The organism is Staphylococcus hsinchuensis (assembly GCF_038789205.1).
In the GTDB taxonomy this organism is placed as follows: Bacteria; Bacillota; Bacilli; order Staphylococcales; family Staphylococcaceae; genus Staphylococcus; species Staphylococcus hsinchuensis.
Genome location: NZ_CP128355.1, coordinates 1863805 through 1882190, shown reverse-complemented (window position 1 = coordinate 1882190; position 18386 = coordinate 1863805). Strand labels below are relative to the sequence as shown.

Genomic DNA, 18386 nt, shown 5'->3' with positions numbered 1-18386 from the left:
AGTTGAGTAGTTTATAGCTACATACAACCGCTCAAATACAGGTTTAAGTACATTCAATGTCACCTGCATTTGGCGTGACTTAAATTATAGGAGGTGCAAAGTATGTTTGCTATTATTGAAACAGGCGGTAAACAAGTTAAAGTTGAAGAAGGTCAAGAGATCTTTGTAGAAAAATTAGCTGCAAACGAAGGTGATTCTTTCACTTTCGATAAAGTACTATTTGTAGGTGGAGACGCAGTGAAAGTTGGTGCGCCAACAGTTGAAGGTGCTTCAGTTTCTGCTACAGTGCAAAAGCACGGTCGCGGTAAGAAAATCACTGTTTTCACTTATAAACGTCGTAAAGACTCTAAGCGTAAACAAGGTCATCGTCAACCTTACACTAAATTAACAATCGACAAAATCAACGCATAATTATGATTAAAGTTGATGTTACATTAAATGACGATGGTCAAGTAACAGACGTGATTATGGATGGTCATGCAGAAGCTGGCGATTACGGACATGATCTCGTGTGTGCTGGTGCTTCAGCAGTTCTATTTGGTAGCGTGAATGCTATTATGGGACTAACGACTGAAAAACCAGATATCGATTACGCCGATGATGGAGGATACTTCCACATCAGAAGTGTTGATACAAACAATGAACAAGCGCAATTAATTCTTCAAGCTATGCTCGTATCGTTACAAACTATTGAAGAAGACTATAAAGAAAATATTAGATTAAATTATAAGTGAGGTGCAACCAAATGTTAAAATTAAACTTACAGTTCTTCGCATCTAAAAAAGGGGTAAGTTCTACAAAAAACGGCCGTGACTCAGAATCAAAACGTTTAGGTGCTAAACGTGCTGACGGTCAATACGTAACTGGTGGTTCAATTCTTTTCCGCCAACGTGGTACTAAAATTTATCCTGGTGAAAATGTAGGTCGTGGTGGAGACGATACATTATTCGCTAAAATCGACGGCGTTGTTAAATATGAACGTAAAGGTCGCGACAAAAAACAAGTTTCTGTATACGCAGCAGCTGAGTAATTTTTGTCTTCGGTAACACCAGAAGTTATACTTCTGGTGTTTCTTTTTTGTCTTTATTTTCTACAAAGCTAGATAATGCTATAATAAAAAAGATACGATAAAAGTAAATTGAGAAAAAGAGGTGAAATCATGTTTGTCGATCAAGTTAAAATATCACTTAAAGCAGGTGATGGTGGTAATGGTATAACTGCCTATAGAAGAGAAAAATATGTGCCGTTTGGAGGCCCAGCTGGTGGCGATGGTGGAGACGGTGCAGATGTCGTGTTTGAAGTAGATGAAGGTTTAAGTACCTTATTAGACTTTAGATACCAAACTCATTTCAAAGCTAAACGTGGCGAAGGCGGACAAAGTAGTAATATGCATGGTAAAAATGCAGAAGATTTAGTATTGAAAGTACCACCTGGCACAATTATTAAGAGCTTAGAAACAGAAGAAGTATTAGCCGATTTAGTTGAGCATGGCCAACGTGCTGTGGTTGCTAAAGGAGGTCGCGGTGGTCGTGGAAATTCACGATTTGCATCACCAAGGAACCCTGCACCTGATTTTAGTGAAAATGGTGAACCAGGTGAAGAAATTGATGTCACATTAGAACTGAAATTACTTGCAGATGTCGGATTAGTTGGTTTCCCAAGTGTAGGTAAATCAACATTATTGTCAATAGTTTCAAAAGCAAAACCAAAAATCGGTGCTTATCATTTTACAACGATTAAGCCTAATTTAGGTGTGGTATCTACGAAAGATAATAGAAGTTTCGTCATGGCAGACTTACCAGGTTTAATCGAAGGTGCGTCAGATGGCGTAGGGCTTGGACATCAATTTTTACGACATGTTGAACGTACGAAAGTAATAGTACACATGATTGATATGAGTGGTTCAGAAGGTAGAGATCCTTTTGAAGACTATAAAGTGATAAAAGAAGAATTAAAAGCCTATGAGCAACGATTAGAAGATCGCCCTCAAATCTTGGTGGCGAATAAAATGGACATGCCAGATGCAGAGGATAATTTAGAATTATTTAAAGAACAATTAAATGATGAAACAATGCAAATTATACCTATGTCTACTTTCAAACATGATCACATTGATGAGTTGCTATACACAATTGCTGACAAATTAGAAGAAGTGAAAGACATAGATTTCACCAAAGTTGACGATGAAGCAATGGGTATTAACCGTGTGGTTTATAAACATACGCCAGATCAAGATAAATTTACAATTACACGTGATGATGATGCTGCTTATGTAGTAAGTGGTAAATCGATTGAACGTATATTCAAGATGACTGACTTTAATAGTGAACCAGCAGTACGTCGATTTGCACGTCAAATGCGCTCTATGGGTATTGATGATGCCTTACGTGCACGTGGCTGTGAAAATGGCGATATCGTAAGAATCTTAGGTGGAGAATTCGAATTTGTTGAATAGGAGTGCTAAATATGGACACAAACGATCATAAAAAGTTTTATTTAATTAGAGAAGACGTACTTCCAGAATCGGTTGTTAAAACACTTGAAATTAAAGATGCTTTGAAGAAAGATCCATCACTGTCCATATTTGAAGCTGTTAAACAACATAACTTATCGAGAAGTGCATTTTATAAATATCGAGATACAATTTTTCCTATTGATGACAAAAAAGAAGAAACGAGAGAATTTACATTAATTCTATATGTTAACGACATGGTTGGTATGTTAGCGAATGTACTTAATAAGTTATCCAGTTTAAGCCTATCAGTACTGACGATACATCAAAGTATCCCGATGGAAGGCAGAGCAACTATTACGCTTTCATTAGATGCACAAGCAACAGATTTGGAAATTGATGATATTATGGAATCTATAAAAACCATTGACCATATTTCTAAAGTAGAATTAATCAGTATGTCAATGTAAGGGAGTAAAATAGATGTATGCATATGTAAAAGGAACTTTAACAGAATTATATCCAACACATGTTGTTGTTGAAACGGGTGGAGTTGGTTATGAAATACAGACACCCAATTCCTATCGATTTCAGAAATATTTAGATAATGAATTAAAAATCTTTACGTCTTTAATCGTACGTGAAGATGCTCAGTTACTTTATGGTTTTATAAATCAAGAAGAGAAAGAGATGTTTCTAAATTTAATTAAAGTAACTGGTATTGGACCAAAATCTGCGCTTGCTATATTAGCAACGAGTACGCCAAACGAAGTTAAAATAGCAATTGAAAATGAAAATGATGCGTACCTCACTAAATTTCCAGGTATCGGAAAGAAAACAGCACGACAAATCGTTTTAGATTTAAAAGGTAAAGTTCAAGTTAATGATACAGAAGAACAACAAGTGCTAACTCACGAAGAAACGTCTGATCAATCACCGTTAATCGAAGAAGCGTTACTTGCTCTAGGTGCGTTAGGTTATTCAAAACGAGAACTTACAAAGGTGGAAAAAGCCTTAAATAAAGAAACAGTTGAGTCTGTAGATGACGCAGTTAAACGCGGTTTACAATTACTCGTTTCTTAATATGATAAATTATGTATTATAAGGGGGATTAAACATGGATGATCGAATGGTAGATCAATCATTACATGATGACGAATCTAACTTTGAATTGTCGTTAAGGCCAACCAAATTAAGACAATATATCGGTCAATCAACTATAAAGTCAAATCTAGAAGTTTTTATTAAAGCAGCTAAAATGAGACAAGAACCATTAGATCACGTGTTGTTATTTGGTCCCCCTGGGTTAGGTAAAACGACATTATCAAATATTATAGCGAACGAGATGGAAGTCAATATGAGAACAATAACGGGTCCTTCCATTGAACGACCTGGTGATTTAGCAGCAATATTATCTGGATTACAACCTGGCGATGTTTTGTTTATTGATGAAATACATCGCTTGAGTAGTGTCGTTGAAGAAGTATTATATTCAGCAATGGAAGATTTCTTCTTAGATATTGTCATTGGAAAAGGCGAGGAAGCACGTAGTATTCGTATAGATTTGCCACCATTTACACTCATAGGAGCTACAACGAGATCAGGTAGTTTATCAGCACCTTTACGTGATAGATTTGGTGTTCATCTAAGATTAGAATATTATAAAGAACAAGATTTGAAAGAAATTATATTGCGAACAGCAGAAGTACTTGGTACTCAAATTGATGATGAAAGTGCGAGTGAATTAGCTAAGAGAAGTAGAGGCACACCACGTGTTGCCAATCGTTTACTTAAAAGAGTGAGGGATTTTCAACAGGTGGAAGATGATGACTATATTAAAATTCGTACCACAAAGCGTTCTTTAGAGTTGCTGCAGATTGATGATGAAGGTCTTGATTATATTGATCATAAAATGATGAATTGTATATTAAAGCAATACAATGGTGGACCAGTTGGTCTAGATACGATTGCTGTATCAATTGGTGAAGAACGTGTGACCATTGAAGATGTTTATGAACCATTTTTAATTCAAAAAGGTTTCCTTGAGCGCACACCGAGAGGACGTAAAGCGACGGCATATGCGTTCGAACATTTTAATATGCATGGAGAGAGGGAATAATTTGGAAATTGAAGCATTTGATTATGATTTACCGGAATCTTTAATCGCTCAAACCCCATTGAAAAATAGGGATCAAAGTCGATTGCTTGTTTTAGGCAGATCTACTGGAGAAACAGAGCATAAACAGTTTAAAGATGTTATTGATTATTTTGAGAAAGGCGACACGCTCGTTCTTAATGATACACGTGTAATGCCAGCACGATTATTTGGGCTAAAAGAAGAAACTGGCGCAAAGGTAGAAATGTTAATGTTAAACCAAATCGAAGGCAACGATTGGGAAGTATTACTTAAACCAGCTAAACGTGTCAAAATAGGTCAGGTTTTAACATTTGGAGAAGGCAAAATAAAGGCTGAATGCGTTGAAGAACTAAATCAGGGCGGTCGTATTATGCGTTTACACTATGAAGGTATTTTACAAGAACGTTTAGATGAATTAGGAGAAATGCCATTACCTCCATATATTAAAGAACGTTTAGATGACCCTGATCGATACCAAACTGTATACGCTAAAGCGATTGGTTCAGCTGCTGCACCAACAGCAGGATTACACTTTACAGATGCATTGTTGGAACAAATTCGTGAAAAAGGCGTAAACATTGCCTTTATAACGTTGCATGTAGGTTTAGGCACATTTAGACCTGTAAGTGTTGATAATATAGATGACCATGAAATGCATAGTGAGTATTATCAAATGGATCAACAAACTGCAGACTTATTAAATGATACAAAAGCACGTGGTAAAAAGATTGTGTCAGTTGGTACAACGACAACACGAACGCTTGAAACTATTATGCAAAATCATACAGAATTTAAGGCGCAAAGTGGTTGGACAGATATATTTATCTTCCCAGGATTTCAATACAAAGCAATAGATGCACTTATCACAAATTTCCATTTGCCAAAATCAACGCTCGTAATGTTAGTTTCAGCGTTTAGTACACGTGATAATATATTAAATGCATATAAAGAAGCAGTGGAGATGAAATATAGATTCTTTAGTTTTGGAGATGCTATGTTAATCATATAGTGAAAGGATTGAAATAAAATATGCCAGCAGTGACATATGAACATATAAAAACATGTAAACAATCTGGCGCTCGATTAGGAATCGTTCATACACCGCATGGTTCATTTGAAACGCCGATGTTTATGCCTGTAGGAACAAAAGCGACAGTTAAAACAATGAGCCCTGAAGAACTACATCAAATGAATGCTAAGATTATCCTTGGAAACACCTATCATTTGTGGTTACAACCGGGAAATGATATTATTAAAAAGAGTGGGGGCTTGCACCAGTTTATGAACTGGGATGGTCCTATACTGACGGATTCAGGCGGATTTCAAGTATTTAGTTTAAGTAATTTACGTAATATTACTGAAAAAGGTGTTGAGTTTAGACATCATACCAACGGTTCGAAATTATTTCTAAGTCCTGAGAAATCAATGCAAATTCAGAATGATTTAGGCTCAGATATAATGATGGCATTTGATGAGTGTCCACCAATGCCATCAGAGTATCAATATGTAAAGGACTCACTAGAAAGAACGACACGTTGGGCTGAAAGATGCTTGAAAGCACATCAAAGACCTGAAGATCAAGCTTTATTTGGAATTATTCAAGGTGGAGAATATAAAGATCTTCGTCAACAAAGTGCCGAAGAACTTGTAGCATTAGATTTTCCTGGCTATGCAATTGGTGGTTTGTCTGTAGGTGAACCGAAACCAGTAATGTATGATATGGTTGAACATACTGTACAATTCATGCCAGAAGATAAACCACGTTATTTAATGGGTGTTGGATCACCTGATGCATTAATCGAATGTAGTATACGTGGTATGGATATGTTTGATTGTGTATTGCCGACAAGGATTGCGCGTAACGGCACTTGCATGACTTCACAAGGTAGACTGATCGTAAAGAATGCCAAATATGCGGAAGATTTACGACCGCTTGATGAAGCATGTGATTGTTATACTTGTAGAAATTATAGTCGTGCTTACATAAGACACTTAATCAAGGCAGATGAAACATTTGGTATTCGTCTGACAACGTATCACAACTTACACTTCCTCTTAAAGATGATGGAAGATGTAAGACAAGCAATTCGTGAAGATCGTCTTCTAGATTTCAAAGAAGAATTCTTCGAACAGTATGGGCTCAATGTAGACAACCCTAAAAACTTTTAGAAAGGAGTTTTATAATAATGAATACATTACAGTTTATTTTTCCTGTCTTATTAATCGTATTAATGTATTTCTTAATGATTCGTCCACAACAAAAGAAAGCAAAACAGCATCGTGAAATGATCAATCAAATTGAATCAGGTCAACGCGTAACTACAATTGGTGGTATTAAAGGTACAGTACGTAGTGTTGATGAAACAACTGTTGTATTAACTTTAAATGGCAGTGGCACTGAAGTTACTTTAGAAAAACCAGCAATCAAACAAGTTGATCCTTCATAGTTGTAAAACTGAAGGTTCACGAAGAATAAATGTGTAAAGTGTTTAAGACATTGATATTACACATATTAAAATAAACGATGATTTCTACAGCTATTTGTAGAGGTCATCGTTTTTGTATTTGTTCAAATTTATTCACTTTTACTGGAAAATATCATTTTATATTTCAAAAAAACAAAATGGATGAGTGGTATATTTGGTCATTGTTTATTTTGATTTGCTTTTAAGGAAATTGACAATACATGTTATACTATAGTAGTTGTCATTTTTATTAAATTTACCAAAAGTGATACAATGACGCATGTTCAATCGAAAGGATTGTAAAAATGATTTCATGTGTTTGTTTTTACAAACAATGTAATATGTTAAGATATATATCGCCGTTAGAAAATCATAATTATAGACTTTAACTTGCAATATTATGATTTAATCGAGTATTCTTAAAACATAAGCTTACAATGAGGTGTTCAAGTGAAGAAAGGTAGTAGAATAGTTGCGTTCTTATTACTTGTAGTTCTATTGTTCGCGGGCATGGGACTTACATATAAAAAGGTAGTAAAAGATGTAAACCTTGGTCTAGATTTACAAGGTGGTTTCGAAGTATTATATCAAGTTAACCCTCTTCAAAAAGGCGATAAGGTAGACGATAAAGCAGTAAAAGCAACTGCAAAAACGCTAGAAAATCGTGTCAACGTCTTAGGGGTCTCGGAGCCGAAGATTCAAGTCGAAGATAAAAACAGAATCCGTGTTCAACTTGCCGGAGTTAAAAATCAATCACAGGCGAGAGATATTTTATCTTCACAAGCTAACTTAACGATTCGTGATGCTAATGATCACGTAATGTTAACAGGTAAAGATCTGAAACAGGGCTCTGCGAAGCAAGAATTTAAACAAAATACGAACCAACCCGCTGTTACATTTAAAGTAAAAGATAGCGATAAATTTAGAAAAGTTACAGAAAAAATTTCTAAAAAACGCGAAAATATGATGGTTGTGTGGTTAGATTACGAAAAAGGCGATTCTTATCATAAAGAGAAAAAGAAAGAAGAAAACCACAAAAAGCCTAAATACGTATCTGCCGCTTCCGTAGATAAACCAATTAATTCAGACAGCGTTGAAATTTCTGGTAACTTCAATGGTGAAGAAGGCGTTAAAAAGGCCAAACAAATAGCTGATTTATTAAATTCTGGTTCATTACCAGTAGATTTAAAAGAGATTTATTCAAACTCAGTGGGAGCACAATTTGGTCAAGATGCCTTAAATAAAACAGTGTTTGCTTCACTTATTGGTATTGCGGCAATTTACTTATTTATGATTGGGTTCTATCGATTACCGGGTCTCGTTGCAACAATAGCGTTAACTGCTTATATTTACTTAACGTTATTAGCATTTAACTTTATTTCCGGTGTGTTAACATTACCTGGTCTTGCTGCCCTTGTGCTTGGTGTAGGTATGGCTGTCGATGCTAATATCATTATGTACGAACGGATAAAAGATGAACTCAAGATTGGTCGAACGCTTAAACAAGCGTATAAGAAAGCAAATAAAAGCTCTTTCTTAACAATCGTCGATGCACAGTTAACCACTGTCATTGCTGCAGCAGTACTATTCTTCTTCGGTGAAAGTTCAGTAAAAGGTTTCGCAACAATGTTATTATTAGGTATTTTAATGATCTTTGTTACAGCAGTATTCTTATCACGAGGTTTATTATCATTACTCGTTTCATCAAACTTCTTTAAGAAATCAAAATGGTTGTTTGGTGTTAATAAGAAGAATGTTCATGATATCAACGAAGGTAAGGATGTTCACGATTTAAAAACACCTTACGAACGCATCAATTTCATGAAATTAGCTAAACCATTACTTTCTTTAAGTGTTTTAATATTACTTGTAGGAACGATTATTTTATTCATTTTCAAATTGAATTTAGGTATCGATTTCTCAAGTGGTACACGCGTTGATTTTGACTCGAAAGATCAAGTTAGCGATAAAAAGGTAACGAAAGTATTGGAACAAAAAGATTTCAAACCTGATCAGGTTTCTATAGGTGGTAATGGCAAGCAAGGTACTGTTCAATTTAAAAAGGATTTATCAAAAGATGAAGTCTCTAAAGTTAAATCAACGATTAAAGATGAATTTGGTAAAGATCCTTCAGTCAATACGGTATCACCAGTTATTGGTCAAGAACTTGCTAAGAACGCAATGTTAGCACTTGCGTATGCTGCAATTGGTATTATCTTGTATGTCACATTCAGATTCGAATGGCGCATGGGCTTAGCCTCAATCTTGTCATTATTACACGATGCCTTTATGATTGTTGCTGTATTCAGCTTATTCCGACTTGAAGTCGACATCACATTTATCGCTGCTGTGTTAACGATTATCGGTTATTCTATCAACGACACAATCGTTACATTCGATAGAGTAAGAGAAAACTTACGAAAAGTTAAAGTGATTACTGACAAGTCACAAATTGATGATATTGTGAATAGATCAATACGTCAGACAATGACACGTTCAATCACTACAGTATTAACTGTTGTAATTGTAGTTATAGCACTACTTATTTTAGGTGCAAGCAGTATCTTTAATTTCTCATTAGCATTATTAATCGGATTAATTTCAGGTGTATTCTCATCTGTCTTCGTCGCTGTTCCTTTATGGGGCATTATGAAAAAACGTCAGTTGAAAAAATCAGATAACAACAAATTAGTTGTTCATAAGAAGAAAAAATCAAACGACGAAAAAATCCTCGTTTAATAATCAGATGAAGCCATAATTCATGATAAATCATGAATTATGGCTTTTTAATTTAAATGAAATAAATACAATAAGTAACGGCACTGGTAAACTACTTTTTATTTTAGGTTATCTTTTGTATAATGGCTTGTGGAAACGAGGGAGAGACGTATGATTAAATCTAAATTTAATTGGGATATTCAAACACCCGAAACTGAAATATCAGAAGAAGTTGCATCTAAGTTTAAGTTATCTCCAATAGTCAAGAAAATATTAGAAAGCAAAGGTTTCATTGCTGAAGATACGATTGACTCAATACTATCAGGTACACAAACATTACATGATCCATGGCAACTCAGCGATATGTCAAAAGCAGTAGAACGTATTAACTTTGCTATTGACCAAAATCAAAAGATATTAGTTTATGGAGATTATGATGCAGATGGTGTGACATCAACCACAATACTAGTAAATACGCTTAAAGAACTTGGTGCACACGTTGGCTGGTATATACCAAATCGTTTTTCAGAAGGTTATGGACCAAATGAAATGGCCTTTAAAAATGCATATGATGAAGGTATATCACTTATTATCACCGTAGATAATGGCATCCAGGGTCACGATGAAATTCAAATGATACAAGAATTAGGCGTTGACGTTATTGTCACAGACCATCATGAAATCGGTAGAACTTTACCGAATGCTCATTCAATCATACATCCAATGCATCCTGATTTTGATTATCCTTTTAAATATCTATGTGGTGCGGGCGTAGCTTATAAATTAGCACAAACTTTATTATCACAACCGCCGTCATACTTTGTAGGTTTAGTGGCTATAGGGACAATAGCTGATTTAGTTTCTTTAACTAATGAAAATAGAACACTGGTTAAACAAGGTTTAGAAGTATTAAATGATCATTGTCCACCTTCAATCAAGTCCATTTTAAAGCAAGCTGCTTATAATGATGATATTAATGAAGAAACGGTCGGTTTTGTAATTGGCCCAAGACTTAATGCAGTGGGCAGACTTGAAGATGCGGGACTTGCAGCTGAATTATTAATGTCAGACTCTGAAGACGAGGCAGAATTTCTCGCTGAACAGGTAGAATTCTTTAATCAAGAACGTAAAGATATTGTTGCAAAAATCACAGAACAAGCTTTAGAAATGGCTGAGACACAAGTTCAACAAGGCAATAAGTTCTTACTACTTGCCGAAAGAGATTGGCATGAAGGTGTGCTAGGTATCGTTGCATCAAAAATAGTCGAAACATATCATTTACCTACATTGATATTGAATATTGATGATATTCAAGACCATGCGAAAGGTTCAGCTCGAAGTATCGCTCAAGTTTCGATGTTTGAAATATTAAATAGTCATTCAGATTTAATTTCTAAATTTGGTGGTCATCATATGGCAGCTGGTATGACTATGCCTATTGAAAATGTAGAGCCGTTACAAGAAGCGTTAAATGCATGGATGGATCAACTTGCTGAAACAACATCATTAGAACCAAGTAAAAAGGTAGACGTGCAAATTAATGAATCTGAGATAACGATTGATAACATTCGTGATATTGAAAGGTTGCGACCATTCGGTACTGATTTTGCAAGCCCTTGCTTTGAATTACAAGATGTTAACGTACATCAAGCGAAAGGTATCGGCCAAGATAAAAGACATTTAAAACTCGTAATAGGTCAAAGTCAACTTCAAGCCCTCTATTGGCAAAATGGTAAACTCGTACACGAATTAGGGCAACAACAACCTATCAATGTTATCGGTACATTACAAATTAATGAGTGGAACGGTCATCAATCTCCTCAATTTATGATTCAAGATCTAGCAAGTAATAATTTACAAGTGTTGGATTACCGTAGTAAAAATAAAACAACCAATTTCGAGGAAAATGATACAGAAGTTGCATATTTTATCCATGAAAAAAGTGAAAAATTGGGTGAGCATTATTATTTCTATGGCGAATATGTGCCACGCGATTACGAAAAATATGTACTTAGAGATTTACCTGCGACAATTAAAGAATTGCAAGTTACTTTACAAATGATTAACGCTTCACAAATTTATCTCGTCTTAAATCATAAGCATTCAGTATATTTTGACGGTATGCCAAAGATTGAAACCTTTAAGCAATGTTATAAAGCGCTCATTGCTAAGCAAGAGACAGATTTATCGAAAGATGGGATGCAACTTTGCAATTATTTAAATATTAAGCCTGAGTTACTGAAGTTCATTCTGAAAGTATTTATCGATTTAGAATTTATCCAACAGCAAGAGGGTATAATTAAAATAAATCATTCTTCTGAAAAGACGGCGATTGAATCAAGTCAATTTTACCAAGCACGCCTTGAAAGAATTGAAGTAGAGAAAAGATTGTTGTATGAAGATTTCGGTAATCTGAAACAATGGATTAGAAATGAAATGAAAGAGAACTAGGAGGAAGTTTGTATGGATTTAAAGCAATATGTATCAGAAGTCAGTGATTGGCCAAAACCGGGTGTAAACTTTAAAGATATTACGACAATTATGGATAACGGTGAAGCTTTTGGTTATGCTACGGATCAAATCGTTGAGTATGCTAAAAATAGAGACGTAGACCTTATAGTAGGTCCGGAAGCACGTGGCTTTATAATCGGCTGTCCAGTAGCGTATTCAATGGGAATAGGTTTTGTTCCAGTGCGTAAAGAAGGTAAGTTACCTAGGGAAGTCGAGCGTTATGAATATGATTTAGAATATGGAACAAATGTCTTAACAATGCACAAAGACGCTATTAAACTAGGTCAACGCGTATTAATTACTGACGATTTATTGGCAACTGGTGGGACAGTAGAAGCCACGATTAAAATCGTTGAAAAATTAGGCGGCATTGTGGTCGGTTTAGCTTTCATAATTGAACTTAAATATTTAAATGGTATTGATAAATTAAAAGATTATGATGTTATGCGATTAATCTCTTACGACGAATAATAGAAAGTGTAAATATTAATTAAAAACCAAGTGATGCCAAAGATGTTGGCGGTCATTTGGTTTTTCTCTATGCCAAATATTTATACACTAAGATGGAAATGTTTCCAATTTAGTTAAATTGCTGTAACGCATTATACAAAATGTTATTTCATCTATTGAACGCATTTATTTATTTAATAACATGTAGTATTATATAACTATTATCAAAAATTATAGAGTAAGAATTATAATGTCATATTAGTAACTTAAACCTAAGGATAATACGTATTCGAAATAGAAATTTGCATTTAGAACTTGTCATCAATCACACTTTCAAGTAACTACTAGGTGCATAATAATAAATACAGTATATGTATTTATTATTATGAAAATCGTACTTTTACTATCGTTATATGGGTAAAACAAGTAAACAATGATATCATGTTAAATTTCTTTCTTATCTTGAATTTTTGTAATAATATGACAGATAAATATTGAAATTGATGTTTAAAATAGAATGGGGGGTCTCAAATGAATAATGAATATCCATATAGTGCGGATGAGGTATTATATAAAGCCAAATCATATTTAACAAAAGAAGATTATGAGTTTGTGCTAAAAAGTTATCATATCGCATATGAAGCACATGAAGGACAATTTCGTAAAAATGGCCTTCCATATATCATGCACCCCATTCAGGTCGCAGGTATTTTGACTGAAATGCATTTAGACGGGCCTACCATTGTCGCTGGGTTTTTACATGATGTAATAGAGGATACACCTTATACATTTGATGATGTAAAAGGCATGTTTAATGAAGAAATTGCAGTCATCGTTGAAGGTGTGACTAAACTTAAAAAGGTGAAATACAGATCAAAAGAAGAACAACAAGCTGAAAATCACCGTAAGTTATTTATTGCTATAGCTAAAGATGTGCGTGTCATTTTAGTTAAATTAGCTGATCGTCTACATAATATGAGAACGTTAAAGGCAATGAAAAGAGAAAAACAAATTCGTATTTCTCGAGAGACTTTAGAGATATACGCACCATTAGCGCATCGTTTAGGTATTAATACGATTAAGTGGGAGTTAGAAGATACTTCTTTACGATATATAGATAGCGTGCAATATTTCAGAATTGTCAATTTAATGAGAAAGAAAAGAAGCGAACGAGAAGAATACATTCAAAATGCCATTGACCGTATTAATGTAGATATGACTAAAATGAAAATCGATGGTGAAATTAACGGTAGACCTAAGCATATTTATAGCATTTATAGAAAAATGGTGAAACAGAAGAAGCAATTTGATCAAATATTTGATTTATTAGCTATAAGAGTGATCGTTAATTCGATTAATGATTGCTATGCTGTATTAGGTTTAGTTCACACTTTATGGAAACCTATGCCAGGTAGATTTAAAGACTATATTGCAATGCCTAAACAAAATATGTATCAATCATTACACACCACCGTTGTTGGGCCTAACGGTGATCCATTAGAAATTCAAATTCGTACCTTTGAAATGCATGAAATAGCTGAACATGGGGTTGCTGCGCATTGGGCATATAAAGAAGGCAAACAAGTTACTGACGAATCTCAGAATTTTAATAAAAAACTGAATTGGTTAAAAGAATTAGCCGAAACAGATAATACCACTTCAGATGCGCAAGAATTTATGGAAACACTGAAGTTTGATTTACAAAGTGATAAAGTGTATGCTTTCACGCCTGAAAGTGATGTTATCGAATTACCTTATGGTGCCGTTCCAATAGACTTTGCATATTCGATTCATAGTGAAGTAGGAAATAAGATGATTGGCGCCAAAGTAAATGGTAAAATAGAACCAATCGATTATGTCTTGCAAACAGGTGATATCGTTGAAATTAGAACGAGTAAACATTCATATGGTCCAAGTCGTGATTGGTTAAAAATTGTTAAATCCTCAAGTGCGAAGAGTAAAATTAGAAGTTTCTTCAAAAAACAAGATCGTTCATCGAACATCGAAAAAGGTAAGTTCATGGTCGAAGCGGAAATTAAAGATCAAGGATTTAGAGTTGAAGATGTTTTAACGGATGAAAATATTCAAATCGTAAATGAGAAATATAACTTTACAAATGAAGATGATTTATTTGCAGCAGTTGGGTTCGGCGGTGTGACGTCGTTACAAATCGCAAATAAATTAACAGAAAAGCAACGTATTTTAGATAAACAGAAAGCACTTAACGAAGCACAAGAAATAAGCAAATCAATCCCTATAAAAGACGGCATTACAACTGACAGTGGAGTTTATGTTGAAGGTATTGAAAATGTCTTGATCAAATTATCAAAATGTTGTAATCCAATCCCAGGAGATGATATTGTAGGTTATATCACGAAGGGTCATGGTATAAAGGTACATAGAACTGATTGTCCAAATATTAGAAACGAACAAAACCGTTTAATTAACGTAGAATGGGTGCGTTCTAAAGACTCTTCACAACGATATCAAGTTGATTTAGAAGTTAATGCATATGATAGAAATGGACTACTTAATGAAATATTACAGGCTGTAAATTCTACAAAGAGCAACCTTGTCAAATTTGCTGGTAGATCTGATGTGGATAAAAATGCAGTTATTAATATTAGCGTTATGGTAAAAAATGTAAACGAAGTATACCAAGTTGTAGATAAAATTAAACAGCTCGGAGATGTGTATACCGTCACGAGAGTATGGAATTAGAGGTGCAACATAAATGAAAATAGTGGTTCAAAGAGTAAAAGAAGCAAAGGTTACTAATGAATCCATTGAAAATAGTATAAATCAAGGTTTTTGTTTACTCGTTGGGGTTGGCCAATCTTCAACTAAAGCTGACATAGAGACTTTAGCTAAAAAGATCGCTAATGCACGATTATTTGAAGATGAAAGTGGTAAGTTAAATCTTAATATTCAACAAATTGAAGGTCAGATTCTATCTATTTCTCAATTCACATTATATGCAGATGTTAGAAAAGGAAACCGCCCAGGTTTTGCTAAATCTATGCCACCACAAGAAGCAAAAGAAATGTATGAACAGTTCAATGATGCATTACTTGCTTACGGAATTGAAGTTAAAACAGGTGAATTCGGTACAGACATGCTTGTAGATATCGCAAACGATGGACCTGTGACTGTTATATACGAAAGTCAGGATGGCAAAATAATATGAAAAAAATCATCGCATGGTTAGAGAAACATAATCTTTTAAATTTACCTTCATTAATTATCGCAATTTCTTTTGTTTTCTTTGTAATTTTAATCATTGCATTATTAAATGTTAATGATAAAGATAGTAATAATATTTATGTTACAGAGAACGCTGAGTTAAGAACCGGACCAAGTCCTGTTTATCCTGAATTAAATAAAGTACACCAAGGGCAAAACTTCAACAAAGTAAGTGAACAAGGAAAATGGATTCAAGTAGAGTCATCTAATGGTAAAGAAAAAGGTTGGATTGCTGGGTGGCATACCAACCTCAATATCAAATCTGATGCTAACCCTAACAAAAAACCACTTAAGAAAAAAACAATCGTATTAGACCCTGGACATGGGGGCAGTGATGAAGGAGCTTCCAGTAATACAAATAAAAAAAGTAAAGAAAAGACTTACACTTTGAAAACAGCTAAAGAATTAAAAAAGCTTCTTGAGAAAAAAGGTGCAACTGTAACTATGACACGTAATTCTGATACATATGTGTCACTTGATGATCGAAATATTAAAGGTGATGCTTATATCAGTATACATAACGACGCATTAAAATCAGATAAAGCAAACGGTAGCACAGTTTATTGGTTTAAACAAAATCAACAAACATTAGCCCAAACGTTAAATGCGAGCTTACAGAAAAAAGCATTGTTGACAAATAAAGGTGCAAGACAACAAAACTATCAAGTTTTAAGACAAACTGATATACCAGCTGTATTAATAGAGATGGGCTATATCAGTAATCCAACAGATGAGAATATGATTAAGGATAGATTACACAGACAAATTGTAGAACGTGGCATAGTCGATGGGTTAGAAACTTATTTCTCTGGTTAAATATGTTGCAAATCATTTCAAAAACAGTTAACATATAACTTGAATTCTATATTAAAACCGTTATGATTCTTGAAGACTCACTATGAAACAGGTAGTACAATAATTGTGCGTAGAGACGTAATGCTAGGCTGAAACATTATGCTGAGTAATTTTGGGTTTAAACACAAGAACAGGTGCTTATACAAGCCGTTTAACGAACGTTATTCGTATGAAGTGGGTTACACTTTTTGTTATTGTAACCAATAAGGGTGGCAACACGGAGTTTCGTCCCTTGTATGACTGTATAGTCATGCAAGGGGCTTTTTTATTGTCGAAAAGGAGAGGTTGTTTATGATAAATATTCCTAGAGGGACACAAGATATTTTACCTGAAGAAACCAAAAAATGGCAGTTGATAGAAGCAAAATTACATGAATTAATGAAATTATATAATTATCAAGAAATTAGAACACCTATATTTGAGAGCACTGATTTATTTGCTAGAGGCGTGGGTGATTCAACTGATGTTGTGCAAAAAGAAATGTATACATTTAAAGATAAAGGTGACCGTAGCATTACGTTAAGACCAGAAGGTACAGCGGCTGTAGTACGTTCATATATTGAGAACAAAATGCAAGGTTTACCGAATCAACCAGTTAAACTTTATTATAATGGTCCAATGTTCCGTTATGAACGTAAACAACGCGGACGTTATAGACAATTTACTCAATTCGGTGTAGAAGCAATTGGTGCTGAGAATCCAGCAATTGATGCCGAAGTATTAGCGATGGTTATGCATATATATCAATCATTCGGTTTAAAACATTTGAAACTTGTAATTAATAGTATTGGTGATATTGATTCACGTAAAGAATACAATGAAGCGTTAGTTAAACATTTTGAACCTGTGATAGGCGAGTTTTGTTCTGATTGCCAATCTAGACTACACACGAATCCAATGAGAATACTAGATTGTAAAGTAGACCAAAATCATGAAGCCATTCAAAATGCACCAAAAATTAACGATTATTTAAACGAAGAATCAAAAACATATTTTGCAAATGTAAAACAGTATTTAGATGAGCTCGATATTCCATATGTAGAAGATTCAAACTTAGTTCGTGGATTAGATTATTACACGCACACTGCATTTGAACTAATGATTGATAATCCTGATTATGATGGTGCAATCACAACGCTTTGTGGTGGGGGACGCTATAACGGATTATTAGAGTTATTAGATGGTCCAAGTGAAACAGGCATTGGCTTTGCATTTAGTATCGAACGTTTATTGATGGCTTTAGAAGAAGAAGGCATTGATCTTGGTGTTGAAAATAATTTAGATCTCTTCATCGTTACGATGGGAGAAGAAGCTGATGATTATGCCGTACAATTGTTAAATAAATTACGCCACAACGGTGTGAAAGCTGATAAAGATTACATGGAACGCAAGATTAAAGGTCAAATGAAACAAGCTGATAGACTGAAAGCTCGCTATACAGTTGTTATTGGAGATCAAGAATTAGAAAACAATCAAATTAACGTAAAACATATGGAATCAGGTAACAGTGAAACAATTCGACTATCTGAAATAGTAAACTTTTTTAATTAATAAG

General features: G+C 34.4%; 17 protein-coding genes and 1 other annotated feature. All 17 genes read left to right on the top strand.

The features are described 5' to 3' along the window. Positions 1 to 15 precede the first annotated feature (15 nt). Positions 16 to 90: a sequence feature (ribosomal protein L21 leader region), on the top strand. A gap of 12 nt (positions 91 to 102) precedes the next feature. The 17 genes from rplU (at position 103) to hisS (ending at position 18382) form a co-directional block, all read left to right on the top strand. After that, a complete protein-coding gene (gene rplU, locus QQM35_RS09370) occupies positions 103 to 411 on the top strand; it encodes a 50S ribosomal protein L21 (RefSeq protein WP_251520113.1) in 309 nt (102 codons plus the stop codon). Between the two features lie 2 nt (positions 412 to 413). After that, positions 414 to 734 carry a ribosomal-processing cysteine protease Prp gene (locus QQM35_RS09365; RefSeq protein ID WP_251520116.1) on the top strand — a complete coding sequence of 107 codons (321 nt, stop codon included), beginning with the start codon at positions 414 to 416 and terminating at the stop codon, positions 732 to 734. An 11-nt stretch (positions 735 to 745) separates the two neighbouring features. Beyond that, positions 746 to 1030, top strand: a complete 285-nt coding sequence (gene rpmA, locus QQM35_RS09360) for a 50S ribosomal protein L27 (RefSeq protein WP_251520119.1) — start codon at positions 746 to 748, stop codon at positions 1028 to 1030. 129 nt (positions 1031 to 1159) lie between these two features. Then, complete coding sequence (obgE, locus tag QQM35_RS09355) at positions 1160 to 2455, top strand: GTPase ObgE (RefSeq protein ID WP_251520121.1); 1296 nt, start codon at positions 1160 to 1162, stop codon at positions 2453 to 2455. Between the two features lie 11 nt (positions 2456 to 2466). Beyond that, entirely contained in the window at positions 2467 to 2922 is a 456-nt protein-coding gene (locus tag QQM35_RS09350) for an ACT domain-containing protein (protein ID WP_251520124.1), read from the top strand. A 13-nt stretch (positions 2923 to 2935) separates the two neighbouring features. Then, on the top strand, positions 2936 to 3535 hold the full coding sequence (gene ruvA / locus QQM35_RS09345) for a Holliday junction branch migration protein RuvA (protein WP_251520127.1): 600 nt from the start codon (positions 2936 to 2938) through the stop codon (positions 3533 to 3535). Between the two features lie 34 nt (positions 3536 to 3569). Further along, positions 3570 to 4571: a Holliday junction branch migration DNA helicase RuvB gene (gene ruvB, locus QQM35_RS09340; RefSeq protein ID WP_251942829.1), complete on the top strand. Its 1002-nt coding sequence runs from the start codon at positions 3570 to 3572 to the stop codon at positions 4569 to 4571. A gap of 1 nt (position 4572) precedes the next feature. Beyond that, positions 4573 to 5598 carry a tRNA preQ1(34) S-adenosylmethionine ribosyltransferase-isomerase QueA gene (gene queA / locus QQM35_RS09335; protein ID WP_251520133.1) on the top strand — a complete coding sequence of 342 codons (1026 nt, stop codon included), beginning with the start codon at positions 4573 to 4575 and terminating at the stop codon, positions 5596 to 5598. Between the two features lie 20 nt (positions 5599 to 5618). After that, positions 5619 to 6758 carry a tRNA guanosine(34) transglycosylase Tgt gene (gene tgt / locus QQM35_RS09330; RefSeq protein WP_251520136.1) on the top strand — a complete coding sequence of 380 codons (1140 nt, stop codon included), beginning with the start codon at positions 5619 to 5621 and terminating at the stop codon, positions 6756 to 6758. Between the two features lie 17 nt (positions 6759 to 6775). Beyond that, entirely contained in the window at positions 6776 to 7036 is a 261-nt protein-coding gene (gene yajC, locus QQM35_RS09325) for a preprotein translocase subunit YajC (protein WP_251520139.1), read from the top strand. Positions 7037 to 7504: 468 nt separating this feature from the next. After that, positions 7505 to 9793 (top strand): protein translocase subunit SecDF, encoded by a 2289-nt coding sequence (gene secDF, locus QQM35_RS09320; RefSeq protein ID WP_251520142.1) that lies wholly within the window; start codon positions 7505 to 7507, stop codon positions 9791 to 9793. A 150-nt stretch (positions 9794 to 9943) separates the two neighbouring features. Further along, positions 9944 to 12223: a single-stranded-DNA-specific exonuclease RecJ gene (recJ, locus tag QQM35_RS09315; RefSeq protein ID WP_251942831.1), complete on the top strand. Its 2280-nt coding sequence runs from the start codon at positions 9944 to 9946 to the stop codon at positions 12221 to 12223. Between the two features lie 12 nt (positions 12224 to 12235). Beyond that, positions 12236 to 12754, top strand: a complete 519-nt coding sequence (locus QQM35_RS09310; protein ID WP_342610351.1) for an adenine phosphoribosyltransferase — start codon at positions 12236 to 12238, stop codon at positions 12752 to 12754. Between the two features lie 510 nt (positions 12755 to 13264). Next, entirely contained in the window at positions 13265 to 15454 is a 2190-nt protein-coding gene (locus QQM35_RS09305) for a RelA/SpoT family protein (RefSeq protein ID WP_251520195.1), read from the top strand. Between the two features lie 13 nt (positions 15455 to 15467). Beyond that, positions 15468 to 15920: a D-aminoacyl-tRNA deacylase gene (gene dtd, locus QQM35_RS09300; RefSeq protein ID WP_342610350.1), complete on the top strand. Its 453-nt coding sequence runs from the start codon at positions 15468 to 15470 to the stop codon at positions 15918 to 15920. Beyond that, entirely contained in the window at positions 15917 to 16792 is an 876-nt protein-coding gene (locus QQM35_RS09295; RefSeq protein ID WP_251520228.1) for an N-acetylmuramoyl-L-alanine amidase, read from the top strand. Before dtd ends, QQM35_RS09295 begins: the two co-directional genes overlap by 4 nt. Before the next feature lie 330 nt (positions 16793 to 17122). Continuing rightward, positions 17123 to 18382: a histidine--tRNA ligase gene (hisS, locus tag QQM35_RS09290; protein ID WP_251520246.1), complete on the top strand. Its 1260-nt coding sequence runs from the start codon at positions 17123 to 17125 to the stop codon at positions 18380 to 18382. Positions 18383 to 18386 lie beyond the last annotated feature (4 nt).